Source organism: Sphingobacterium gobiense, from assembly GCF_002980575.1.
GTDB classification, from domain to species: domain Bacteria; phylum Bacteroidota; class Bacteroidia; order Sphingobacteriales; family Sphingobacteriaceae; genus Sphingobacterium; species Sphingobacterium gobiense.
In genome coordinates this window covers 77931-102679 of the sequence record NZ_PVBS01000006.1, presented here as the reverse complement: position 1 = coordinate 102679, position 24749 = coordinate 77931, and the positions used below count along the sequence as shown (strand labels likewise).

Sequence of the window (24749 nt, the reverse complement as noted above, 5' to 3'; positions counted from 1 at the left end):
TGTGTCAGCTTCCATGTTCTCACCTGCCGCGCCGTCCCTGAACATCAGGTCATCAGGAACTTCCAGCAGGGTGTCGTCCTCCGATCCAGCAGAACCGTCTACAAATTCTATATTGTCTAATGACATTAACGTATCAACCTCTTGTCCTCCAACAAATAGCGGGATTATACAGATTAACCATACGCATAACTTACCTATTCTTTTCATATATTTTGGTTTTCGATTATAGTAAGTGGCTGTTTCAAACGGCTGATCGGATGAAAACCTTCAAATTGCACGTCGGGAGCAATAAAACTCTCCTGGATAGCTTCTTCTTTCACTAAGTCCGTACTCAGGTATTTTTTATTATCGTCGCAGAGCAATGTTACGACTGTTGCATCTGGGCCCAACTGTTCTTTCAGCTTAATAGCTCCTATCACATTTGCTCCGGAAGATATCCCTACAGCCAGTCCCAGCTGCTGCGCCAGCTTTTGCGCCATAACAATGGAATCGCCATCCGATGCCTGAATCACCTCATTCAATTGATCGAGCTTAACAATCGCCGGAATGAACTCATCGGAGATACCTTGAATACGGTGCGAACCGACCTTGTAACCGGTTGTTAAGGTAGGGCTTTCCGCTGGTTCTAATGGATGTATTTTTGCTTCAGGATTAATCTGACGAAGATAGCGACCAACTCCCATCACTGTTCCTCCGGTCCCAACCCCGGCTACAAAGGCATCAGCGACTTTGCCTATCGACCGCAGTTGCATAGCAATCTCCCGGCCCGTTGTTAATTCATGCGCTTCCGCATTATATTGATTTTCAAATTGACGAGGTAAAAATACACCTCCAGCCGCTGCCAGCTCTTCACTTAAGCGGATACTACCTAAGAAACCACCCTCCTCTTTAGATATCAGCTGTATATCCGCGCCCATACTCTTGATGATATCGATACGTTCCTTACTAAGCCAGTTCGGCATAATAATTTTCACCTGATGTCCTAACGCCTTTCCAATAGCCGAGAAAGCGATTCCTGTGTTTCCACTGGTCGCCTCCACGATAACGTCATCCGGGCGAATCGCACAGTTCATATAAGCTTTATACAAGATGTACAAAGCCATACGATCTTTAATACTTCCAGTCAGATTATAATTTTCACATTTCACGTAAATCACACCCGGCCTTCCTTGATACACATAGTGTAATTCGAGCATCGGGGTATTTCCCACTAAGCACCACAAATGCTTAAATTTACTGTCCAATTTTGGCGACAGACATTCACTGATTACCTCTTCCATAATACAATACTTATCTCGCAAAATTGACAGAAAACAAGATATTATTCAACCATTAACATAAACTTTAGAAAAAATTACTGAAAATTTACCAAAAACAATAAATATTATCACTAACATTGTTTTTTGAATCTTAAATCAAGAAAAAAGTGGTTATGGAATTAGACATCGTGGACAAGAAGCTATTGCGTCTCTTGCAAAAAGATGCTTCGCTCAGTAACAAAGAATTATCCTATCATCTTAACAAATCCATCGCGGCCGTCCATGAACGTGTGAAGAAGCTGAAAGCCAATGGATATATAAAACGCACGGTCGCTATACTGGATCGCAAAAAAATAGGGATTGATCTCATTTCTTTTTCGCAGGTTTTTTTAAAGGCCCATACCGCGGAAGTACTGAATGAATTCGAAAAAGAAGTCGCCAAATTTCCCGAGGTTATGGAGTGTTACCAAATGGCGGGGTCTTACGATTTTATGTTACGTATAGCTACCAAAGACATGGAAGCATACCATATGTTCCTGCGCCATAAGTTAGCCGTGCTGCCCCAGGTAAACACCGTACAGACTTATTTTGTGTTATCGGAAACGAAGAGCGAAACGGCGTATCCGATATAAAATTCAGGTCTCGTCAAGTAACGTGAACGTAACCCCCCGTTCATATATTCGGAAAAACGCTACATAGCTTATCAGATGATTTCTATGATCATAAGATTGCGAGGTGTAATCTGTGTACTTTCGCTCTTATTCGCCATAAACGTTGATATCGCCAAACAGCGCTATCCGGTTTCCGGAACCTCTTACCATATCGACACGAATATAACGCGCTTCTTCCATTGCGGGCAGCATGTATAATTGCTCTCCTTCTATCGTTCGATTAAATTCGATAGAAAAAATGGGATTTGGATCAGGAGATGATTTTACATATCGATATATATTCCTATAATTCACTCCGTCCTTACTCAGTGAGATATTATTATCCCATGAGGAATTGGTGCTGTCGCCAAACTTACGTACCAAGGTAATTGCCGCAACTTTTCGGATGCGCTGCAGGTCAATAATCACATGATGTGGGTACCCCGGCTGCGACTGCCAATAGGTATGTGGATCACCATCCAACAGGTTCTCCGGTTGCACAACACCTCCGTGGGCATCTGTCGACGATGCAATTATGCTCCAATCCTCCGGACGGAGCTTCGCATATCCAGGCTCTGGAATGACGGATAGATTTTTCGCAATTGCAGTCAACTCCCCATCATATACCATGCTTATTATTACCATATACGATCTCCCTTCCCGAAGACCATCAATGGTATATTCTTTAGTCAAGCGGTCAGCTTCCAAATCGACTTTACCATCTTCATAATCTATACGGATGCTGGCAGGCAACGCCCCCGGGTTATCCCAAAGCAGCCGGATTCCGCCAGCACCGCCGTATACCACCACACTGTTTAAAATCTCCTCCAGTTCTTCTTGTGGTTGAGAAAAAACAAGCATACGACCTTTGACCGATTGTATTTCTGATAGCTGACGCGTGACCGAAGAGCTTGCCTGTACATAGAACTTATAAACATTTTCATCAGGAACAGACAATACCACTTGACTGAATTCCTCCTCAATAGTTTCCGTCACTACTTCCTTTTTACCATCCACAAAGTACCAGATATCTACTTTATCATATAGACGTGCTGCCGGATTCTTCCAAGACAACACGATTGCTTCTGCGGCCGATGCCGCCGTCAAACCCTCCACACCGTTTATCTGCTCCACACCATTTTTTTCGTTATCCCGGCGGCAACCTGTCAATATCATAATGGTCAGCAGCCATATCCCAACAATCTTTAAACGTATGCTCATGGTTAATTAAGTTTTAAAAATTGAACTTTCATACTCTTTACATCCAAGGTTATCCGGTATGTCCCTGCCTGATTAGCCTGCACCCGCCATTTCCAATCCGGATTGTTGTTTGATGCGATTATGTCTATATCCGATACGATAGATGCGTCCGGTTTTCTCGGGCGCAATTGGAGTGTTCCACCAGAAAAATTGAGTTCGGTCGAAAATTTACACTCTCCAGCGCTAAGGTCTGTTGTGATCGTGCCAATATGCGGCTTATAAACGTCCCACACCAGGGGTTTAGGTGGTTGATTGAATGCTGTTGGCGTAGCAGATCCCCCAAAATACAACTCTAAATGGGGTACTTCTTCCATACTTATTTTTTCGTTCAGACGATCCACTAAAATTCGATAGTTCCCATCATGTGGAATCGTAAATCCTTTTGTATCAGCATTCGGCGCTTCTATTAATTCCATATGATCTCCTTCACCTTTGACATACGCCGGATATTCCTCACCTAACTTCTGTGCAATTTTAAATGTACCTTGCAACAACTTTCCTCTCCAGATATAGATTTCACCTGCGCTGTATTCCTCCAATGCAATCATATTGGATATTCCTCCGGTACCGAACACATCTCCGTACATAAACATTGGGGCTGGCTCCAGGTTAAAAGGTCTCACAACAAACTCCTGTGTAGCATATAAGGGCTTGATAAATTTCTCTTCTGAGATGATTTGTGCTATAACACGAATACTCACAGATACATCCTGATTATCCTGTCTACCCCATACCCTTCTAATCAGGTTCTCCAATTCCTGATGGGTAAATACTTTATAATTCATCCCTTCCGGTAATACTTCCGAAACGACAGATGTGGGAAAACCATTTTCAGTCAAATAAATTTTAAAAAGGTACTTTACGGAATACTGTTGTTCAATATCGGTAAGAGGTTCCCAGGTAACCAAAAGTGCCTGATCGCGACGTTTTAAGGGGTCTAATTCAATAAAGCGGGAAGATACTTCCAAACGGATAGCATCGTCTTCCCGGTATTCTCCAATAAGGTCTTCTATTTCGGGGCTCACAGCTTCATCACGACAACCTATCAAACAAAAGACAGCCAATAATATTGTTAATAAACTTTTCATCATGTTCCTTATTTTTACCAAGCCGCTTTAATCAACACAGGCAAGTGATCTGATGCGATATTACCTGTCGTAAAGTCATCATCTATTGTCACATAGCTCAACACACTTATCGACCGGGTAACGAAAACATAATCGATACGTGATGTAGGGAGCGTATTTAAGTTATAACCGTAGGATGTCCCTTCCGGCCCTGTAGGGGGCGTCTGGGTCAGTATTCTGGAATCCCATAAAATATTATCGCCCAACAAGACCGTAATCGGTTCTGCATTGGGTTCGGCATTCAGATCGCCCGTCATAAACACTCGGGCGCCGTTACCAGCAATCTCCCGTATTTTGTTCAACATCAATCTGGACGATTCTCCTCGTGCCACCGTCCCTTGATGGTCATAATGCACATTAAATACAAAGAACTCTTCATCTGCTTCCTTCTCTTTCAGCCTTACCCAAGTACAAATACGCCGGATATTTGCGTCCCATCCATAAGATGGTTCATTCGGAGTAGTCGAAAGCCAGAAAGTACCGTTTGCCAATAAAGTAAATTTTTCTTTCTTAAAGAGTATAGCACAGGTTTCACCTTGATTTTTCCCGTCATCTCTACCTACCGCAACATAGTCGTAATCTTTCTCCTCTACCAGATCTCTTATCTGCGAGAGATACCCTTCTTGGGTTCCTAAAACATCAAAATCATAATCATCAACAATCTTACGTGCCCATTGCTTTCGGTTTGCCCACGCCAGGTCACCCTGATCTGCGTTGGTCAATAAACGGATGTTATAGGAGCCTACGTTCATTGCCACTTTATAATCTTGTTCGCCTTGGGGTGTATGGCCTGCATCATCAAAATCCCGCATCAACCCTTCCTTACCGGAACATCCGACAACAAAGCAAAGCACTAAAAATAAAAGTGTTCTATTTTTCAATTTCTCCATACTACCAATATTTATTTTGAACTAGGTTACTGTTATTATCGATATAATGTTGATAAATCGGCCACAAATAATTCCGCTTCGTGAATGCTCTACGCATGTAAACCGTGCGTGTGTAGAACGCATTATCTTGAGCGGACCTATTCATTCCGTATATAGGCGTTCTAAATATTTCCTCTCCTATTTTCCAGCGGCGGATATCGTTATAGCGGACATCTCCTTCCAATGCAAATTCTACCCGTCTTTCCTTGCGGATAATCTCCCGCACACTTTCCTTATCCATAGCCACAGCAATTTGGTCACCCCCATTGCCATAAGCTGGAATTCCCGCACGCTCCCGGATAAGGTTTACGTACTTTAAAATATCCTGATGTCCCGGCGACGATTCATTCAGCGCTTCCGCATAATTGAGGTAGAACTCCCCCAAGCGCAACAGGATAGCCGGTTGGTACGGCACATTGTTATTTCGTGGGTCTGCTGCGGGATTGACACCTTTTCGGTTGAGGTATCCACTTTGCGGGGAATCGTGCGTGGGACCTCCATCAAGTCCACCACTTTTAAACTCCGTATTTCTTGCCGCTCGTGGTATCCATTGATTATCGTGCCATACCGTGATATAGAACCGTGGTTCCCGGTTGATATACATATTATAGGTTCCGGCTTCGGACACCAGCCCCTCTGTTCCCGCACTCCCACCGAGGTTATACCGCGTATTCGGATAGTTTACAGCAGCATTGCTAAAACCGCTTTCCAGATATCCAGAAGCCGAATTTATAATCGGTGCGCCATTTGCAGTATAACCGGTTATAGGTGATACGCCATTTCGCATGAAAAAAGCATCCACTAGGTTTTGCGTAGAGCCATAATACCCCGAACCTCCTGCGAAACCACGAGGGTTTCCAATCGAATTGAACCAACTTCTGGCATTGGTAGCCCGACCGAAAATAATCTCTGGATTAATATTCCCCGTCTGTAAAAATAGATTCTGAAAAGACAAAAACGGATCAATATTCCCATTCGGATGCCGTTCAATATACAAGCTATAGCGTCCCGATTCTGCAAAGTCTAAAAATTCTCTGGTCACTTCAGCAGCTTTCTGCCACTTTCCTTCTTCATAAGTCTGTGGAAAAATAGCACGCCCGTCGGGATTGATTAAGCCTGCAAAATCTGTGTTGCCATTATAGAGCGGCGATGCCGCATATAGCCACAGTCTGGCTCTTAGCGCCATCACAATCCCTTTGTTAGGTCTTCCAAACATTTCATCGGCATTCGCATACGCTGCAGGAAACAACGCGGCAAGTTCTTGATATTCCCTATCCAGCCACGCCACAATTTCATCTACCGGTGTTCGGGCTATGGCCACCTCTTCTAATGGTGTATCCGCATCCACCAGTTTGGTAACAAGCGGAAAAGCACCATATATTTCAAACATCTTATGGTAATAAAAGGCAACCAAAAAACGAGCTTCCAATTTCATTTGCCTTACCATTGCTGGGGTCAGCCCTTGATTTTCCAACGGTTTTGCATGCTCCATAAAGAGATAGGCCGACCGCACATCTTTATAGGCATTCCCCCAGATATCAATTGGCGGCAACATGGTGGGGTTTACTCCCCCTTGGTTGTTGGCAACAACCCACCTCCAGTACTCATTAAACTGCCCCATTGCAATGGCTATTTGTGCGTCATCCGTAAAAAAAGTCAATCCCCACTGTCGGGTGTAGTCCATCAAGGGATCAGGCACTTTATTGTAAATTCCTGCCAACCATTCCTGTGTACGCACCCTATCGTTAAAAACCATTTCCATCGTAATGGCATCATCCGGCATTTTATCCAGAAACTTGTCACATGACACAAGGGTTAGACAGGTAACAGCACATATTATATTGAATAATTTCTTCATCATTTTAAATTAAAAAGTGATTTCAATACCGCCCGACACAATTCGCTGAAGCGGATACTTCAGTCCGTTCTGCGAGCCAATTTCGGGATCCCACATTTTGAAATAGGAGAACGTCAACAAATTGCTACCTCGTAAGAAAACACGTGCATTTTTCATTAGCATTTTCTCTTGCGCACGCTTAGGAAGCGTATATCCCACTTCCAGATTCTTTAATCGCAGATAAGAAGCGTCCACCAGCCACCAAGTTGAATAACGCATATTATTTGCACTTTGATTGCTTGACAACCTAGGCCATATCACGTTGCTTGAGGGATTTTCTGGCGTCCATCGATCATCTACATTGGCATAGATATTACCTGTACCTCCTCCCCCGCTACCTGGTACCAGCGTAGCTCCCTGCAACATATTGGTAAAATTTGTTGCTCCTTGAAACAAAAAGCCTAAATCAAAATTCTTAAAGCGTGTATTGAGTCCAAAACCAATGATAGTTTGCGGCACATGTGGTTTTCCTATCGCTGTTTCGTCATAAGCATCAATAACCCCGTCGCCATTAATATCCTTATATTTAATATCCCCGGCCCGAACCGGCCCGAAGGCAGGTTGTGCCAGACCTTCTTTCAGAACCCCATTCGATTCATTTACAAAATCAGCGTAGGTATATAGTCCTTCTGCTACCAATCCAAAATGTTGATTGAGTGGCTGGCCTGTGCGTGCTCTGCTCGTCGTTTTTAGGTTTTCCGGTTCATCATATTCGACTAGTGTATTTTTCGCATAGGTAAAATTCCCTCTTGCCGAAATAAACCAATCATCATTGAAGCGATGATTTACCATCATTTCTACTTCAAACCCCTGATTATCTACTTTTCCAAAATTCGCAAAGGGCATTTTGCTGTAACCGGCAGTTTCCGGGATTGTCTTCCGCCGCATAAATATATCACGTCGCTTCTCTCTAAACCAATCTGCCTGGATATGAATCGCATTATTCCATAACCCGAGTTCCATACCGACGTTCATCTTCTCAGCCGTTTCCCAAGTCATATTTTCGACACCGAAGTCTCCCTCTCTCCATCCGCCAAAACTGAAATTATTGGTATAACCAAACGAATAGCCACTTATTGGATCTATCAGAGGGATATACGCGAACCGGCGCGTATCGTCACTATTGTCGCCCAATATTCTATCATTCCCGACCAAGCCCCACGAGCCTCGTACTTTTAGCTTAGAAACGGTATTCAACAAAGGTTCAAAAAAGCGTTCATTTGATGGCATCCAACCCATAGCGAAAGAAGGGAAGAAACCAAATCTATACCCACGCATGAAATTTTCTGAACCATTGTAGCCAAAGTTAAATTCAGCAAAATAACGGTCATCAAAGGAATAGGCTGTCCTCGCCGCTATACCGGTATTCCGATAAGGCAAAGCGTCGATTGCCTGATTAACATCCTGCGCTACATAATCCCGCATGTTGAACAAAATCAAGCCATCTAAATGGTGGATACCGTTCAGGGTACGGTCATAGTTCAATCTGCTTTCAAAATAAATGGTCCGATTTCCTCCCGACGTTCTCGAATAGTTCAAGAACTCTTGTCCCTGACCTACTTCCTGCGTTAATAACTCACCTTCCTCGTTTCTTCCCCGAGCAATAAACGTTCGTGGCGTTTTTGTCCGATTCTGTGAATGTCTATTAAAAGCATCAAAAGAGGCGAGAACACTCCCTTTAAGCCCATCCAGCACGGGCACCAGTTTTCCAAAATCCTGTATAATGTTCAAATTTGTTTCCAGATTGCTTTCATAACGCATTTGATAACCTGATTGCGTCGCATCCGACCAAGGATTATACCGCGCGTCTATTCGGGGAATCTGTCCATTGGAATAGACGACCGGGTGAACATTTGGAGGAGTATCCATAGAGCGACTCATGATTGTACTGATCCCTATTCCAGGTGCCTGTCGTTCGGTAATATAGCCTCCTATCCCTACCGCCAGCTTGGTAGAGGGCGTCAAGTCCAGATCCACATTACTACGCAGATTATATTTCTGCACGCCTAGTTTGGAATCGTAATTCTGCTTGTCGTCAACAGCAATCATACCCTGCTCATTAAAATAGGCCGCGATTAAACTATATCGAAGCCTTTCCGAGCCCCCATTAATGTCAAAACTCAACCGACTATTTCCAGAAAAGGGCGTTGTCACGGCATCCATCCAATTCACATCAGGGTATAAATCAGCATCATATCCTATACGAGTCCGGTGAATGGTTTCCTCCGAATATAATGGTGAGAGACCGGAATATTCATAAGCCGTATTAATAGTTTCCATATATTTCGCCGCACCCACAAATTCCGGAAGCTTGGTTGGTTGCGCAAAACCGTAGTCACTCTTGATGGTCATACGCGGGCGCCCTTGTTTCCCTTTCTTGGTTTGAATAAGAATAACCCCATTCGCACCACGCACGCCATAAACTGCTGTTGCAGTTGCGTCCTTCAAAATCGAAAAGGATTCAATCTCTTCGGGCGATATATTGTTTAAACTCCTTTCAATGCCATCCACAAGCACCAAAGGTGATGCATTTGCCCCAAAAGTATTAATCCCCCGAATCCAAAAATCTGAATTGTCATACCCCGGCTCTCCGCTCCGTTGCACGGCGATTACCCCTGCTACTTGCCCAGCTAAGCTATTAGAGATGGAACGTGTTTGGTTCGACTGCAGTACTTCAGGTTTGATGGTGGTAATAGCACCAATAACACTTTCTTTCCGCTGCGTCCCATATCCAACGACAACTACCTCATCAATATTTTCCTGTTGTTCCTGCAATTGCACATCTACATTCGATCGCCCATCAATGATCATTTCCTGTGGAAGGTAGCCCACAATGGAGAACTGCAGGATAGCATCCGGCGACGATACTTCAATAATATAGTTTCCATGATCATTTGTTGTAGTAGAAAGTGCTGTCCCTTTTACCGTAATAGTGACCCCAGTCAGCCTGTTGCCTGCTGCATTGGTCACTGTGCCCGTTATCCTGGTTTGTTTTTCGCTAGCCCCTTTATTTGCCGGCACTTTCCCGCTCGTCTTTTTCGAAATAACAATATTTCCAGCTTTCTCTACAATACGAAAGCCTTTGTCATCTAAAAGGGAGGGTAGCAAGGTGTTATCATAACGTTTTTCGACAGTAACCCTTTTTAGATCTTCTGGATTATAAGCAAAACTAACGTTATAAAGGGATTCGATTTGATTGACAACACTTAGCAATGTTGAGTGTGGATTGTCTACTGATATCCTTTCCTGCCTATACCCTTGGCTTAGTCCGTTAGACCAAACCAAAATCAAGGAGATAAAGGTCAACGACACTTTCATTAGCTTCATTCTCTTTAGGTTATGAATTACTTAATTTAAATTATTTAGATTTTATACTCACTTGGTCGTCTTGTATCTGATAAGAGAAGTTATGTATCTCACACAAAACTTCGATTATATCTAGGATTGTCAGTTGTGTATCAAAAGAAACCTTACATTTAATCTGGTCGTTAATGGATGCATCCAATCTAATGTTGGTATCATACACGTCGTTTACTACCTGCACCACCTCGCTCAGTGGTTTATTGTCAAACGTCAACGGAACTACAGAAGATCTTAGATTGGTTTTACCATCTTCTACTTTGAGAAAATCACCTTTCTGTAGCATTCCGATATTTGATCCTCCATGGTCGATAGCGACTCGTCCTTTATCAACCGTCACCTGATAAAGATTATGCTGCGACTGTATCTTAAATTCCGTTCCAAGGACCCTAGTTGTATACCCATCAGGCGTATGTACCACAAAAGGCTTTTGACCCGGTTTTACACGAAAGGAGGCTGTACCGATTAAAGTGACTTCTCGTATCTCATCGTCAAATCGAATGGTTTCGATATAGCTATTTTTTTCCAAATCTACCGCAGATCCATCTGCCAGATCTATCGTTTGCAAGGAAGCTAAAGCTTGCTGTGATTGTGTTTCAATATTTACTTCTTGATAATGTGTATAGATAAGATATCCGCCTAGTAGACCTATAAAAATAGCTGCATACTTTAGGTAGGGTTTCCAGAATGACACGACAAGTGTGCTCTTTTGTTCCTGTTCTAACAGCTGTAAAAGCTGCTGAAGCTCTTCTGGATTTAAGACCTCAATTTGTTTATAAACAGCCTCATGCCAATCAGAAAGCTCGCGAACGTCTTTGCTATATCTCATCAATTTCACAAACCGATTTCTTTCACGGGCGGAAAGTCGGCCTGCTAAAAAATCGTAAACAATAGTGTCTTTTTCTCTCATCACCATCTTAAACGAATGAGAAAAAGAATTCCCTCACCTTTTCATTAAAAAATTATCGAAAGGTGTCAGAGCAGGAATACGGCGAGGATACCGAGATGAGGATAGTATTTTTTAAGATAAAGTCGTACGGTTTTTGACATTTTCGTCATATAGCGTTCTAAGGTCTTTATATTCACTTGATATTTTTGGGAAACATCTTTATAGGAAGCACCGTTCAATTTGATTTCAAAATACATTAATCGCATATTTTCCTCATATTGATCTAACGCTTGATAGGTAATTTCTTGTAACTCTTTAAAATCCATTTGCTCTTCTAGTAGTCGGCTTCCTTCTTCAAATAAAGAGCAAAATTGTTCCTCCCGCTTGATTTTCCGATACTTGTCAATCCACAGGTTCCTCGACGTCAGTTTTAAGAACGATCGCCTAGCGATATCATTTTCGAAATTGTTCCATAAAAGTAATATCCGAAGGAAACTTTCCTGTGTAATGTCTTTCGCCATTTCTTCCTCAACTCCCAGAAATAGGAGAGAGGTTTTGACTTTTAAAAAATTCGTGTTGTAGAATTTGTCAAAACCGGATTGTTCGGCATTACATAATAGTTTTTCCTCTGAGGTCTTCATTTTGTTCCTATTCCGTCGATTACCAGATCGACAAATAACCCAAAACACAATAAACTTATCGTGAACATATGGTTAGCATTATGTAAAGCGCAATAATAGGAAATACAAGCTAAAAAACAAAATCATAAGAAGGCGCGGCCGCTCAGGGACCTGATTCCACGATACTGCACAAAAAAAGTCGCTTTTCGTGAAGAAAAACGACTTTTCGGGTTGTGGGAGATACTGGGTTCGAACCAGTGACCCCCTGCTTGTAAGGCAGGTGCTCTGAACCAGCTGAGCTAATCTCCCGAGGTTCTTATGTGGAGAATACTGGGTTCGAACCAGTGACCCCCTGCTTGTAAGGCAGGTGCTCTGAACCAGCTGAGCTAATTCTCCAAGCCTTTTGCTTATAGCGTGTGCAAATATAGGGGTAAAATCTGATTTGCAAAATTATTTTTCGATATTTTTTATGATCGGATAACAACCCTTTAGTTACCAATTATATAATTTCGCGTCTATTTCGATTAAAACAATCACACCTTAATCACACACTTCCTGATGATTCGTATTCTTTATAACAATATTGTCCTTATTGCTTACAAAACACCTTTTTTCATCAACGTAAACGCGTAATCAACAGCTCTTGCTGTCAGTGCCATATAGGTTAACGATGGGTTCTGTGTAGCCGTGGATGTCATACAAGCGCCGTCGGTTACAAATACATTTTCACAGGTGTGCAGTTGGTTCCATTTGTTGAGCAAGGAGGTTTGGGGATCGTGCCCCATCCGCACCCCACCCATTTCGTGTATATCGTTTCCAGGACGTCGGTCATCGTTTCTGGTTTTGATGTTCTGGAAACCTGCTGCCTCAAACATCGCTGTCATCTGCTCAAAATAGTCTGTTCGTATTTTCCAGTCGTTGTCATCGTATGCTACATCGATATGCAGCAATGGGACTCCCCACTGATCCTTTTTTATCGCATCGAGCCAAACTTTGTTGCTTTCTTTAGGAATAGTTTCACCCATCATATGCGAGCCGACACGCCAATTTCCCAACTTTGGATGCAGCAATTGATCTTTTAAAGAAGCACCTACACCAGAAGTATCTGTATATGGATTTCTATTGGCATTAAATGTCGCTGCCCATCCTCTCAAAAAATCCGTTTCCTGCTTGTAGATATTACGGAACCGGGGAATATATCCCCCTCCCGCCGGGTTTCGTCCATCTGTACGATATTCCAGTTCGCCCTCGTATTCACCACTTATGACCGCGGTATAACTATGGAATCCAATATACTTACCGAGCAATCCATTATCATTGCCCAATCCGTTAGGAAAGCGGCTTGAAATTGAATTGAGAAGAATGAGGTTTGAATTCAACGTGGAGGCATTGACAAAAATCACCCGGCTGTAGAACTCAGTTGCTTCCTTCGTATTGGCGTCAATTACCCGTACACCTACCGCTTTGCCCCTTTGTTCATCATAGAGGATGGATTCTACGACAGAAAATGGTCTAAGCGTCATGTTGCCTGTTTTCTCTGCCCATGGCAATGTAGACGCGTTGCTACTAAAATATCCACCAAAGGGGCAACCTCGCTGGCAAAGCACACGATTTTGACATTGGACACGTCCCTGTTCCAAATGGATCGGCGCCGGTTGAGATAAATGGGCACATCGCGCGCTTACTACGTGACGGTTCGCATATTTTGATGCGACTACGCGCTTAAAATGATCCTCTACGGCATTTAAGGGATAGCTAGGTAAAAACGCTCCGTCAGGAAGCTCGGCCACCCCATCCCGATTGCCTGCGACACCAATGAAGCGTTCTACATGGTCATACCACGGAGCGAGATCACGATAGCGTATTGGCCAATCCACAGCGAACCCATCTCTGGCCGGCCCTTCAAAATCAAAATCACTCCACCGCTGCACCTGTCTTGCCCATAAAAGAGACTTTCCTCCTACCTGATACCCCCGAATCCAATCGAACTCCTTTTCCTGAATGTAGGGGTGTTCATCGTCCTTCACAAAAAAGTGCTGCGAATCTTCCCGATAAGCATAACAGCGATTGGCAATCGGATTCTTTTGCTTGTCTTCATAAGACATTTCTAGTCGATGCTCAAACTCATAGGGATACATGTTCGTTGTGGGATAATCCTTAACGTGCTTTACATCCCGTCCTCTTTCCAAAACCAATGTCCGCAGACCCTTTTCACAGAGTTCTTTTGTCGCCCAGCCACCGCTGATCCCCGATCCGATGACAATAGCGTCAAAAGTACACTCCTTTATGCTATCTATATTGATATTCGCCATTCCTTAATTAGTTGTTTTACTGCTATTCATTCAAACTTTTGCATATCCATTATATCGACCCGGAACCAGTTCGTATATCACTTTATTTCTCATCACATATTCGGAGTTCAGGTATCCTTGTATCGTCCTTCTTTTCGTCATCATAAAAAAGCCGAACAAAGGATGCGCTTTATCTTTCTCGATTTCCGTCAGATAAGATTTCCCCACAAAATTGTTCATCTCCTGATCCCAATCCTTCAGCCCTTGGACAAAAACCTGCTGGTCTTCCTCGCTATGGCAATCATCGATCATTTTTAGTACAAAAAGGTGCAGATGAAGTGCTCTTCCTCCCGGACTATCCGTTTCGGGTATAATGGATTCTACTATTTCGGCGAGGAGATTTTCTTGCTCAGCATTAATATGCAATTTACGCAGGGCGATAGAAGCTTCATTCGCCCCTCCCCAACATGACGGAAACAGTACTATTCCTCCTGCTATGAAAAATAATTGCTTTACAGCTGTTCTACGTTGCATATGTTGATTCTTTGAAAAACGCTACTTCTTTAATTCCAAAATTAGAAGACAATCATCCAGCGCAGCCGGTGGAATAAATTCGACCGGACCGCCGGATAGTATTTTTTCTTCCTGTTGTATCCCACCGTTGCGAGGATCAAACCAGCTGACTTTATAAATGGTGTCGGCAGATAAGGGCAAATTCAACACAATCACTTGGCTAACTGGCGTATAAACACATACACAGGACATATCTGCATTCGTCGCTGCCCTGATGTGTGATGTCCCGGGTCGATTAACGCCATAAATTAGCGATTGATCTGAAAACAAGTCGGGAAAATGCCAGTTCTCCATAGCAAACCGAAGATGCTTTATCTGTTCGGCACCTGGTCTTGTGAGTGCTTCACGCCAAGTATATAAACTAGGAATCACACATTTCTTCCCTGCGTCTACAAATTGCCATACGGCATTATTTCCGTAGCTAAAACCCATGGCCCCCGACAGAAGCCCCCAATAGGCCTGTTGGCGTACGTCTTTATCGGTAAAAAATCCTGCGTCGAAATAATCCCGGTCTAAAATTATACCCGACGTATCGAATACCGATCCGATAAGTTCCTCTGCTGGCCTTTTTGATAAGTATTCCCAGAACTTTATAGGAATATCTTCATAGGCCGGTTCTGCATCTAAAAACGGTTTTTTGGGATCTAACAGACGGTGTGCCTCTGCATATTGATAACCGGGCATCGATCGACGGGCATGACCTGTCTGGTACATATTGAAATCCAACCAAGTAGATTTATGAAACCAATAAGCGGAACTGCTTTCGCCAGCCGGATGATAACTTATCAATTGCTTGTCATCATTACGTTGCTGTAAACCTTCTGCTAATCTATCCCAAATATACTTTGCTTGGTTGTCGTCTACATTACGGTCTCCTCCAAGTATCCAAATAATCGGTTTATCCTGATAGCGATCACTAAGAAAGTTACCGTATTGATAAGCGTTTTTAGGCGTGAAGATATAGGAGCGCTTACCATCTCTTGCATTTGGAACATGATTCCCCCAAGTAGGTAGTACTGCTAAACGAAGCCCCAAACTTTGTGCTTTATTGATGACATAATCTACATGCTCAAAGTATCGAAGATTAGGCGTAGCCGGATTCTGTCCACGCAAAGGCACTTCCCCGTAGGCATTGGGTACTGTTAACCCTTCATGTTCTGCTAATATTACTGCATAAATGACGGTGAATCCTTGTTTCTGCCGCATGGTCAAATAGTGATCTACTTCTTCTCTATTTAATTTATGAAATAGCTCCCAGGCCGTGTCACCAATCCATATAAATGGTTTTCCATCCGATGTTTGCAAATAGCTTTTCGATGGTAACACAGTTAGTTGTTGTGCTATCCCTACTTTCAAATGGATAAAGCTCAGCATCCATATAACGATCCAAACCAATTTCATCATGACCATTATTTTTAATTCGTTCCCCGTCTATTATGGCTTACTTGACCGCAATGTATTTATCGGTACATGCGGAACCAACGATTTACTTACTTTTTCCGTTATCTGCGATTTCGATAAGTGGAATTTGCCATTTGCTACTATCGTATTGGAAGATACCGCTACTTTCAAATCATAAATACCCTTTTCTGCCACCCAAGCAGAAGCGTCCGTATCAAAAGAAGAAAGCATCCGAGGTGTAATCTCAAAACGAAGCGTTTCTCGCTCACCGGGCTGCAACAATCTCGTTTTCGCAAAAGCTTTCAGTTCCTTTTCGGGATGCTCCAATTTACCTGACGGTGCCGTGGCATATACCTGAACAATCTCTTTTCCCGGATATCGACCCGTATTCTCTACGGTAATCAATAGCTCCGCGTTCTCTCCATTTCTTTTTTTGATTTTGAAATCAGTATACGCAAATGAGGTATAGGAGAGCCCAAAGCCAAAGGGGAACGATGTTGGAACACGAAATGTATCATAATATCGGTAACCTACATAGATATCCTCTTCATAAACAACTGCTGTTGGATTCTCGATAGGTGTACCAGGGAAGTTTTTGGCAGACGGAGCATCGGCATAACGTACCGGAAATGTTGTGGGAAGTTTTCCCGAAGGGGTGAATTTACCACTGACCAAATCGGCAACAGCATGCCCGCCCTCTTGACCAGATTGCCAGGTCAACAATATACCATCTACCTTATCTTTCCACGATGCCGTTTCCACAACACCACCTATATTTAACAGAACAACCACCTTTTTCTGTTGCGCATGGTAAGCGTTCGATACGCGATCGATTAACGTTAATTCCTCCGCTGTTAGATGAAAATGGTCGACCTGACGATCACCGCCTTCACCAAAGATGCGCATAATCGTGATAATGGCCATATTGGTTTCCTTAGCGCTTCTTTCGATTTCACGACTATCCCATTCCAATTCACTTAAAATGCTATCCCTTGGGGGCATGGCCGTTATTAGACTGTCCGCCTTCTCCAACATACGCTTTCCTTTTTCCAGATAGGTCATATAGTTCCCTTCTAAAACCGGATCCAGCCCAAATCCCGCCGCTTTCAATCCTTCTGCGACGGATACAGCGTGCTCATAATTGACCGCTCCGCTCCCTGTACCTCCGGGCAGATTTTTGTAACTATAATTACCAAACAAGCCTATTGATGTAGATCCGGTCTGGATAGGCAACGTATTTTGTTCGTTTTTTAACAAAACCATGCTCTCCCGCGCTACCCGCCGCGCGACTTCCTTACTCTTTTCAAAATCAGGCTTCTCTGTATAGGGATAATCTTTTACCGTACCTGTTTTTAATGCTACGTTGAGTATATTTTCTATATTTTGGTCGATTACCTCCATGCCAAGATTTCTGTTGCGCAATGCATCTGCAATCGTATCCGTCCATACTTGTAACCCCGGCATCAGCAAATCATTATGTGCTTTCATCTGTTCAACAGGATCGTCGCCACCATACCAGTCCGTCAGCACGAAACCATCGAACCCCCATTCTTTTCTCAGGATATCGACGAGCAATTCTTTACTCTGCGGCGTATATACACCATTTATTTTGTTATAAGAGGACATGACCGTCCAAGGTTTCGCTTCCTGTACCGCGATACGAAATCCTTCCAAGTATATCTCCCGCAATGCGCGTTCTGATACAATCGTGTTGATATACCGTCTACTCGTTTCTTGATTATTGGCTGCGAAATGCTTTATAGAAGCTCCAACGCCTTGAGATTGGATTCCCTGTACATATGCTGATGCCATCTTTCCTGTTAACAACGGATCTTCAGAATAATATTCAAAACTCCTACCGCCTAACGGATCCCGATGAATATTCATGGCAGGGGCCAGTAAGATATCCACACCATATTCAAGCGCTTCGTGTCCCATGGCTTCTCCTATTTCCCTAGATAAGGAAGTATCCCATCCTGAAGCCACCAATGTCGCCACTGGAAAAGCTGTAGCGTAATACGTTTGGTCGTCACCTAAACGTCTTGGTGCAATACGTACACCCGCCGGCCCATCAGACAGATAAATTGGTGGTATACCTAAATGCGGAAAAGGATAGGTATATCCGCCTACCGCTACAATATTTTTCTGTTTTTTGCCCGGCAAGGCTGTTGGATAGACTTCCCTACGTTTTGCTCCGGTCACCATTAAGGCCTTTTCGTCTATCGTCATCGCCGCGATAACCTCTTTTAAAGGATCTATACCAAATTGCGGGTACTTTTGTTGGGGCAGAGCCTCTTGCATAGTACCTATTAGCCCAAACATGATGGCGATGAAATAAAATCCGATATGTTGATTACTCATTTGCATAATTTAGTTTTTTTATAAGTACTTCGTCCGTATCTTATCTTTTTAAAAGCTTAAAAATTTCATTTGCGATCAACTCATGCCCCAAGCGATTAGGGTGGTTAACATGCGACATGAGTGGTGCAATCGTTCCTTTCTCTTTAAATACAGATTCAAATGCGGTATACGAATCCGCAACAGGCAATCCATATTTTGCCGCTAACCTCTTAATCTGCTGGGCATGCTGACGGAGCACATTTTCCGTATTACCCATGTCCTGTCGTTGATCAGGAGAAGGTGTTAATAGCACAACTGGTATATCATTTGATTTTGCCTCTTTTATCATTTTTTCCCACGCCGTGCTCGCCCGCTCCAGCCCTAACCCTAAATCGTTTAGTGCATAATCAATGAAAACAACATTCGGCCGATGAGGCAATACATCTGATGGGAACCTAGCAGCACCTTTTTCGGCGTGTTCTCCTCCAATAGAAGTAGTGATAATATTAATCACCGCTTTCGGATATTCCTTCTTTAGCAAACCAAGTAGGATATAAGGGTAAGAATCTAACGTATGTACTTCCTGATTCGACCAATAACCAGATGGAACGGAATGTCCATGGAAAACAAGATTTATCGTTCGGTTATGCGGAAAGACCTTCGTCAGCTCTTGTTTCAGTGCTGCGAGATTATCTATAGCGCCTTTTTGTGCTTGGGCATTGCTTGCCAAGCACATAAAAAGACAAAATGTATTAAAAAATATTTTCTTTAGCATTGTGTGTTCATTTAATCACCACGCGACGGTGACATGCCCTGTCACATCTTTGATTACAAAATGGTACCCGTATTTAGGGTTCCCCAATTCAAACGTTTGATGTCCCGTCTTCCATGGATAGCCTGCATTGAGGTACACTCTAAAATTTTCGGCAGTGATATGCTCTTCCGGATAGATCCGAAGCGTCGCGTTCTTCAATCCAGCTATTCGAATTCTCCTGCTGATTCCCAATTCGCCCGAATGCATCTCTTTGGATGACACGATGCCGTCCTCTTGTTCCACAAAAACACGAACCTCATTATGCCAAGCCGTCGGGAGCTGATAGGTGGTCATGCCGTTTTCTATTTTGCTATCATACCCATGCAATATGGGGGCTCCTTGTGGAAATTTAAATCTTTGCACCACCGTTGTATTTGGAGTATAACCCGAAAAGAAAAAGCCATTGTGACTTCGGGCAATACTGAGCATAGGGCTCTTGATGGAAATATCATCTTTTTCAAAGGAAAACAAATAATCAAACTCTTTCAAGGCTTGGCGTGCCAGTTTTGGACTAATCGCCCATTCTTCTGGATTGTCCGGCCGCAAAAGCATCCCTCCCTGGAAACTACTCGAATTTGTTCCCCGAATATACACCACTTTACCGCCTTTCCAATCCGGTAGTGATCTCGACCATACTTGATCTCGCTTCTCATTTCCTTGCGTAACATGTACCAAACGTTTCGTATATGGATCTTTCGTATTGGCAACAGCGGTGCGCATACTACCGCCTGAGAATAGTGGATTGTGTTTAATATTCGTAGGGATATCGCCCTGCACCTTATCGAGTTCGATATGGTTAGCTAAGCGAAGATTGCCTTCTAACCCGCTCATATTTTTAAGGTTCAATAGATCTTTAAAAACGTCACTGGCTCGATCCGCAGGCCCATATAGCATAACTTGCCCGCCGTTTTTAATAAACGATGTCAACACATGCTCCTGCTCGGAACCTGCATCAGGAACGATGGTCAGTATTATGGACTCTCGGTAATAGTCGGGATCCGATTTCAACAACTTCGCAAAATTGGTCGTCGACGTGATCGTGTTTAAAGGCAAACCGTGGTTGATCGCTTGCCTGATAAACCAATCGCCATAGTATATTTCCGGCAACAGCTCCTGCTGCTCTCTTGCCCAATCGTGATATTCGTCAAACGGATATACCCAGACCAAGGGCCCGGCGGCGGTGGGTGAATCTTCCCGGCCTCTTAAAATATGGGGAATTACTTCATTTGGAACGACATCCGGAATGTTTCCGAATGAATCATCAATCGTCAAAAAGTTCAAGGTAGTAGGAAGTCTGACTTGGCCTTTTTCGTCAATCCGAGCTACGGACATCGGCATGTAGATATCGTGCGGAAAACGCCCATATCTATCCAACCATGGGCTATTCAGCCACCACGGATCGTGGGTATAAAACCGATAGACATAACGATCGTCTGGCAAATCGGCAATATGGGACATATACCCCACCATCTCCAGTCCAAAATCACCATCAATGGCTGCCCAAGGAGAATTTGGCGGCGGCAGGATATCGAATCCGGACTTATATATAGCCCTCAAATCCACCCCATCCCGCGCCAAATCGATGCCAGTAGACAGATTGGAACCTCTGGTCTGGATTTCGAAATCAGGGCACTCCTTTCTAAATAGCGTCCAAAAATTAATAATCTTTTGGCGCGTATCTTCCAATTTTTCTTTTAAAAAGCCTTTTCCTGTAAAAACCGCACCGGTAGAAGACCAAGGCTCCACACCAAATCCGAATCCATTACTTAGCCAAAGGAAATCAAAATTCAGATCTTGTAGAAAATGCTGGCTCTGCTTACCAAAAAAAGTCCCAAATGGTGTTTGATCTGGTATTCCATTGGGGTACGACGCGTAGGAGACATCATCTGCACTTAATATAGCATAACAACTGACAAATGACTTGTGCCCCATGGCGTTACCTTCCAATATTTCAGGATGTCTCGCGTATTTAAATTCAGACTTAGCAAATTCAGGCCCGGGATCAAAGGTCGCACCTATTTTTATCTCTTTGCCCGTGAATTTCCTCCCCTTTTCGCGCAAGATTTCGATAATCAACTTCAGATCTGCATAAGAAAAATCGGGCGGGTCGTCCATATAAAGATACGCCCGCTCATGTAGGGAGAGTTCTTTCGGGCCAGCGCCTATTTCATGATTCGTGTTGGGATTTCCGATGTACTTCGCCCATTCTAGCGATTGATCCAGTTTTCCGGTATATTCCAATATTTCTGAACCATCGGATATCCACAGCATAATAGAAACGGTATCTGTGTGAACCAATAAATTCCCCCATTGCCTGAACATGCGTTCTGCCACCTGCTCGATATACGCTCGATCTTTCCGCTTAAATGGTTTCAACGATGTCTCCAACGTGATATTTTGAAACTTTACAGGCTCTTTGGGATACTTCTCCAGCCAGGAAACAAATAGCATGTAGAGCGGAAATAGCATCAACGTCAGATAAATTTTTGATCCCTTCATATTCTTATTTTACAAAAACGGTTTCTATATTAAGGTATCTTCCGATCTTTAAGATGGTGTCCGCGTGGTGCCCTATCCCGAGCGCAAAATGATGTGTAGGCCCTTCGGCAACCCAATTTTTCAAAAATTGACGTATATCATCTCCAAAGAATCCACGTGTATTCGTATTACCGGTAGGCGGTATAGGCCCTGCAACAGATTCGCCTTCCGCTACGATGAATTTGAATCGCCCATCATATGTAGAGCTGATGCTTAACATGGTAATCGGTCCTTCTTTAATTTTAAATTCTACGCCTGCCCCAAACCCTGGTTTACCATGATATTTTTTTAGGCTTCTTAATATCGGCTTACCCTCTGCAATGGTCACATTGTGTGGCCCATCATGACCAACCAACACAAAATTTTCGTTGAAATCCACGGGATGAAATTCCGCAAAACTACCGCCAATACCCAATCGATCCATCACCATCATGGCTATACAGGTTTTTAAATCAGATTCTCCACACATTGGAAACCCCGCTGCAGTAAGAAGAGAGTTTCCGACAATCAGGTTTGACATGACGAGTTGCTCCGTACTTTGTGTTGCACCTTCATAATAATAAGCCAGACCATCTAGTTTCTTCGTCGCTACAAACGCTTTCAACGCTAACGACACTCTTGCTGCTACTTCCAGATCGGCAGGTTTAAGCTTATCCGATATTGGATCGGAAACCGGATCAGGGGTATCAAAGAAATCCAATATAAATTCCTTTTCTCGTTCCAGATCGATCACATCGACCTCCTGATATTGCTGAATAATCTCATGCGATTCACATTGCACCACGTGCAAGCCGAAATGGGCGGTCAGCATAGTAGAGTCCGTATGCATGTCCAACATAGCTTCAATGGGGTGTCCGATATGCCCAATCCTCGCATTCTTCAAGCTATGCAGCACATTGGCGATGCGACAGTATTTACCAATCTCTTCCACGGCTTCTGCATCGTCATATAATGTTCCGATAATAACATCGGGTACCGGACGTCCTAACCGCACGGCTACTCCTGTAAATTCCGGCAACGAACAAATATCATCGTTAAAAAGTTGCTTATAGGTGGACGCCTGTTCGTAATTGAGTGCCTTATCCGGCTGCAATGCAACCAAGACTAATGGTACCTGGATGTTCTTTACTATTGCTCCGAAGGTACTCGAAGTAGCGTAAGTGAGCATATCGCAAAAAATAAGATCCAGATCGGCACCCAAGAGTCGGGGCACAAGATCATACGCTGATTGCGCATCGTCTACCATACCGAAGTCGACAACTTCAACATCAAATCGCTCCACCATGTTCATAAACACGGCTTGTTTCTCCTGCATATCAGCAAGCAATCCATCAAATTGTGCCCAATATTTTACATATCCTACACCAAAAACTCCGATACGCGCCTTGCCTACTTTCTTTGATAACGGTTTATAGAAGGCCGTATTTGAATCCAATTTTATTTCCATAATTATAGTTTATACTTAACGCACTAAGTTATTTAACTTCAAACATAGTCATTAAATGATTATTTCACAAAAAAAATCCAACTATTTTATTCCGTCATTAAAACAATGCTTTAATCCGGGGGATAAACACCAAAAAGAGAAGGAAACCTAATGGATACATTAACCCTGCCGTGACCCATAACGGTGTATACGAATAGCGTGTCACGATTTCTCCGATAAACGGGTTTATCAACAAACTGGACAACGCACCCGCGGTGCCGGACAACCCTACGACGGTCGATGTCGCTTTACTTCCGAAAATATCGGAAATAGCAGTAATATAGTTCGTAATCCAAAATCCATGCGCAAATAGCAACAACGTTAGTAATGCTATGGCAAGCTGATAAGACCCGACAAACGCGATAAAAGGTGCACAGAGTGTTAATCCCGCCGCTATTCCCATAACCCCTTTCCTTGCTTTATTGATGGAAATACCGCGCTGTATTAATTTGTCAGATATCCAACCGCCAAAGATGTTCGAAATTCCGAGTGCCAAAAAGGGAATCCAAAACGAGTCACCGATTCGCTCAAAAGACATCCCTCTGTACTCGCTCAGATATTTGGGCACCCAAAACATCAAAAAATAAAGCACTGGATCAAGTAAGAATCGTATACTGACAAAAACCCATAAGTATTTGTTTTTCAAAATTCTTGCAAAAGAAACACCGGAAGATACGGTCTTTTCATTGGGCGTTCCGATATACTTTTTCCAAGGGATCAGAAACCAGCTAACAACCCAAATCATCCCGACGATAGCTGGAATAATAAAGCTTGCTCTCCAACCAAAGCTGGAGGCTACATAGATGGTTAAAGGTGGTGCCAAAACAGCACCGATTGCTGATCCACCGATGGCAATACCGTTGGCCATCCCTCTTTTCTTTTCGTCAAACCACTCATAGACTACTTTCGCCGCTCCGGGAAAACACCCGCCTTCCCCAAAACCCAAGAGAAAACGGAACGCAAGTAACTGATAGAAATTTTGCATGACGCCATGCAGAAAACAGGCAATAGACCAAATCAACACCGCCAAGCCCAGACCAATTTTTCCACCGACGGTATCGATAATACGTCCCCCTACGGTAAACATTAATGCATAACTGACCAGAAAACTCGTATTTATCCAACCATATTGTACATCTGTAATGTGGAATTCCTCCTGGATTTTAATTATTGTCATGGACAAGACTTGCCTATCCAAAAAATTCAATCCTGTCGCAATAAAGACCAGGACCAACACTAACCAAGCTATTTTATTCTTCATCTTGTTAACGCATTAAGTTGCAGGTAACCAAACATAGTGAACACATTTGTTACA

The 24749-nt window shown here is 43.2% G+C and carries 18 protein-coding genes and 2 tRNA genes; 1 reads left to right on the top strand and 19 read right to left on the bottom strand.

The annotated features are described in order from the left end of the window. On the bottom strand, positions 1-207 hold a 207-nt coding region (locus C5749_RS19145; protein WP_146113796.1), incomplete at its 3' end, for a hypothetical protein. After that, positions 204-1280 carry a PLP-dependent cysteine synthase family protein gene (locus C5749_RS19140; RefSeq protein ID WP_181151534.1) on the bottom strand — a complete coding sequence of 359 codons (1077 nt, stop codon included), beginning with the start codon at positions 1278-1280 and terminating at the stop codon, positions 204-206. The genes C5749_RS19140 and C5749_RS19145, both read right to left, overlap by 4 nt. Positions 1281-1432: 152 nt before the next feature. Between C5749_RS19140 and C5749_RS19135 the strand changes: the two genes are divergently transcribed. Next, positions 1433-1891 carry an Lrp/AsnC family transcriptional regulator gene (locus tag C5749_RS19135; protein ID WP_105727829.1) on the top strand — a complete coding sequence of 153 codons (459 nt, stop codon included), beginning with the start codon at positions 1433-1435 and terminating at the stop codon, positions 1889-1891. Between the two features lie 126 nt (positions 1892-2017). On the opposite strand, the gene C5749_RS19130 is transcribed toward C5749_RS19135, so the two are convergent. The 17 genes from C5749_RS19130 to C5749_RS19050 form a co-directional block, all read right to left on the bottom strand. Next, a complete protein-coding gene (locus C5749_RS19130) occupies positions 2018-3130 on the bottom strand; it encodes a discoidin domain-containing protein (RefSeq protein ID WP_105727828.1) in 1113 nt (370 codons plus the stop codon). A 2-nt stretch (positions 3131-3132) separates the two neighbouring features. Further along, positions 3133-4260, bottom strand: coding sequence for a SusE domain-containing protein (locus C5749_RS19125; protein ID WP_105727827.1), 1128 nt, complete (start codon positions 4258-4260; stop codon positions 3133-3135). An 11-nt stretch (positions 4261-4271) separates the two neighbouring features. Next, on the bottom strand, positions 4272-5186 hold the full coding sequence (locus tag C5749_RS19120) for an endonuclease/exonuclease/phosphatase family protein (RefSeq protein ID WP_105727826.1): 915 nt from the start codon (positions 5184-5186) through the stop codon (positions 4272-4274). 1 nt (position 5187) lies between these two features. Then, positions 5188-7086, bottom strand: coding sequence for a RagB/SusD family nutrient uptake outer membrane protein (locus tag C5749_RS19115; RefSeq protein ID WP_105727825.1), 1899 nt, complete (start codon positions 7084-7086; stop codon positions 5188-5190). 6 nt (positions 7087-7092) lie between these two features. Next, on the bottom strand, positions 7093-10449 hold the full coding sequence (locus C5749_RS19110) for a SusC/RagA family TonB-linked outer membrane protein (protein ID WP_105727824.1): 3357 nt from the start codon (positions 10447-10449) through the stop codon (positions 7093-7095). A 31-nt stretch (positions 10450-10480) separates the two neighbouring features. After that, positions 10481-11392: a FecR family protein gene (locus C5749_RS19105; protein ID WP_181151533.1), complete on the bottom strand. Its 912-nt coding sequence runs from the start codon at positions 11390-11392 to the stop codon at positions 10481-10483. Between the two features lie 65 nt (positions 11393-11457). Further along, the gene (locus tag C5749_RS19100) at positions 11458-12012 is read right to left on the bottom strand and encodes an RNA polymerase sigma factor (protein ID WP_105727822.1); all 555 of its coding nucleotides are present in this window, start codon (positions 12010-12012) and stop codon (positions 11458-11460) included. Between the two features lie 213 nt (positions 12013-12225). Then, positions 12226-12300: transfer RNA gene (locus C5749_RS19095), tRNA-Val, on the bottom strand. A 12-nt stretch (positions 12301-12312) separates the two neighbouring features. Beyond that, positions 12313-12387, bottom strand: a tRNA-Val gene (locus tag C5749_RS19090). Between the two features lie 200 nt (positions 12388-12587). Beyond that, on the bottom strand, positions 12588-14303 hold the full coding sequence (locus tag C5749_RS19085; RefSeq protein ID WP_105727821.1) for a GMC oxidoreductase: 1716 nt from the start codon (positions 14301-14303) through the stop codon (positions 12588-12590). 30 nt (positions 14304-14333) lie between these two features. Beyond that, positions 14334-14816 carry a gluconate 2-dehydrogenase subunit 3 family protein gene (locus C5749_RS19080; protein ID WP_105727820.1) on the bottom strand — a complete coding sequence of 161 codons (483 nt, stop codon included), beginning with the start codon at positions 14814-14816 and terminating at the stop codon, positions 14334-14336. A 21-nt stretch (positions 14817-14837) separates the two neighbouring features. Next, positions 14838-16259, bottom strand: coding sequence for a glycoside hydrolase family 140 protein (locus C5749_RS19075; RefSeq protein ID WP_181151532.1), 1422 nt, complete (start codon positions 16257-16259; stop codon positions 14838-14840). 30 nt (positions 16260-16289) lie between these two features. Beyond that, complete coding sequence (locus C5749_RS19070; protein WP_219848034.1) at positions 16290-18617, bottom strand: glycoside hydrolase family 3 C-terminal domain-containing protein; 2328 nt, start codon at positions 18615-18617, stop codon at positions 16290-16292. A gap of 40 nt (positions 18618-18657) precedes the next feature. Further along, positions 18658-19371 (bottom strand): SGNH/GDSL hydrolase family protein, encoded by a 714-nt coding sequence (locus tag C5749_RS19065; RefSeq protein ID WP_105727817.1) that lies wholly within the window; start codon positions 19369-19371, stop codon positions 18658-18660. A gap of 15 nt (positions 19372-19386) precedes the next feature. Next, positions 19387-21909: a hypothetical protein gene (locus tag C5749_RS19060; RefSeq protein WP_105727816.1), complete on the bottom strand. Its 2523-nt coding sequence runs from the start codon at positions 21907-21909 to the stop codon at positions 19387-19389. 4 nt (positions 21910-21913) lie between these two features. Beyond that, positions 21914-23395, bottom strand: a complete 1482-nt coding sequence (locus C5749_RS19055; RefSeq protein WP_105727815.1) for an L-fucose/L-arabinose isomerase family protein — start codon at positions 23393-23395, stop codon at positions 21914-21916. A 97-nt stretch (positions 23396-23492) separates the two neighbouring features. Next, positions 23493-24695 carry an MFS transporter gene (locus C5749_RS19050; protein ID WP_105727814.1) on the bottom strand — a complete coding sequence of 401 codons (1203 nt, stop codon included), beginning with the start codon at positions 24693-24695 and terminating at the stop codon, positions 23493-23495. Between the last annotated feature and the right edge of the window lie 54 nt (positions 24696-24749).

Bases quoted from the DNA above. Each gene is read 5' to 3' on its own strand.
- C5749_RS19140 (WP_181151534.1), bottom strand. From the start codon at position 1,280: ATGGAAGAGGTAATCAGTGAATGTCTGTCGCCAAAATTGGACAGTAAA.
- C5749_RS19135 (WP_105727829.1), top strand. From the start codon at position 1,433: ATGGAATTAGACATCGTGGACAAGAAGCTATTGCGTCTCTTGCAAAAA.
- C5749_RS19130 (WP_105727828.1), bottom strand. From the start codon at position 3,130: ATGAGCATACGTTTAAAGATTGTTGGGATATGGCTGCTGACCATTATG.
- C5749_RS19125 (WP_105727827.1), bottom strand. From the start codon at position 4,260: ATGATGAAAAGTTTATTAACAATATTATTGGCTGTCTTTTGTTTGATA.
- C5749_RS19120 (WP_105727826.1), bottom strand. From the start codon at position 5,186: ATGGAGAAATTGAAAAATAGAACACTTTTATTTTTAGTGCTTTGCTTT.
- C5749_RS19115 (WP_105727825.1), bottom strand. From the start codon at position 7,086: ATGATGAAGAAATTATTCAATATAATATGTGCTGTTACCTGTCTAACC.
- C5749_RS19110 (WP_105727824.1), bottom strand. From the start codon at position 10,449: ATGAAGCTAATGAAAGTGTCGTTGACCTTTATCTCCTTGATTTTGGTT.
- C5749_RS19105 (WP_181151533.1), bottom strand. From the start codon at position 11,392: ATGAGAGAAAAAGACACTATTGTTTACGATTTTTTAGCAGGCCGACTT.
- C5749_RS19100 (WP_105727822.1), bottom strand. From the start codon at position 12,012: ATGAAGACCTCAGAGGAAAAACTATTATGTAATGCCGAACAATCCGGT.
- C5749_RS19085 (WP_105727821.1), bottom strand. From the start codon at position 14,303: ATGGCGAATATCAATATAGATAGCATAAAGGAGTGTACTTTTGACGCT.
- C5749_RS19080 (WP_105727820.1), bottom strand. From the start codon at position 14,816: ATGCAACGTAGAACAGCTGTAAAGCAATTATTTTTCATAGCAGGAGGA.
- C5749_RS19075 (WP_181151532.1), bottom strand. From the start codon at position 16,259: ATGATGAAATTGGTTTGGATCGTTATATGGATGCTGAGCTTTATCCAT.
- C5749_RS19070 (WP_219848034.1), bottom strand. From the start codon at position 18,617: ATGAGTAATCAACATATCGGATTTTATTTCATCGCCATCATGTTTGGG.
- C5749_RS19065 (WP_105727817.1), bottom strand. From the start codon at position 19,371: ATGCTAAAGAAAATATTTTTTAATACATTTTGTCTTTTTATGTGCTTG.
- C5749_RS19060 (WP_105727816.1), bottom strand. From the start codon at position 21,909: ATGAAGGGATCAAAAATTTATCTGACGTTGATGCTATTTCCGCTCTAC.
- C5749_RS19055 (WP_105727815.1), bottom strand. From the start codon at position 23,395: ATGGAAATAAAATTGGATTCAAATACGGCCTTCTATAAACCGTTATCA.
- C5749_RS19050 (WP_105727814.1), bottom strand. From the start codon at position 24,695: ATGAAGAATAAAATAGCTTGGTTAGTGTTGGTCCTGGTCTTTATTGCG.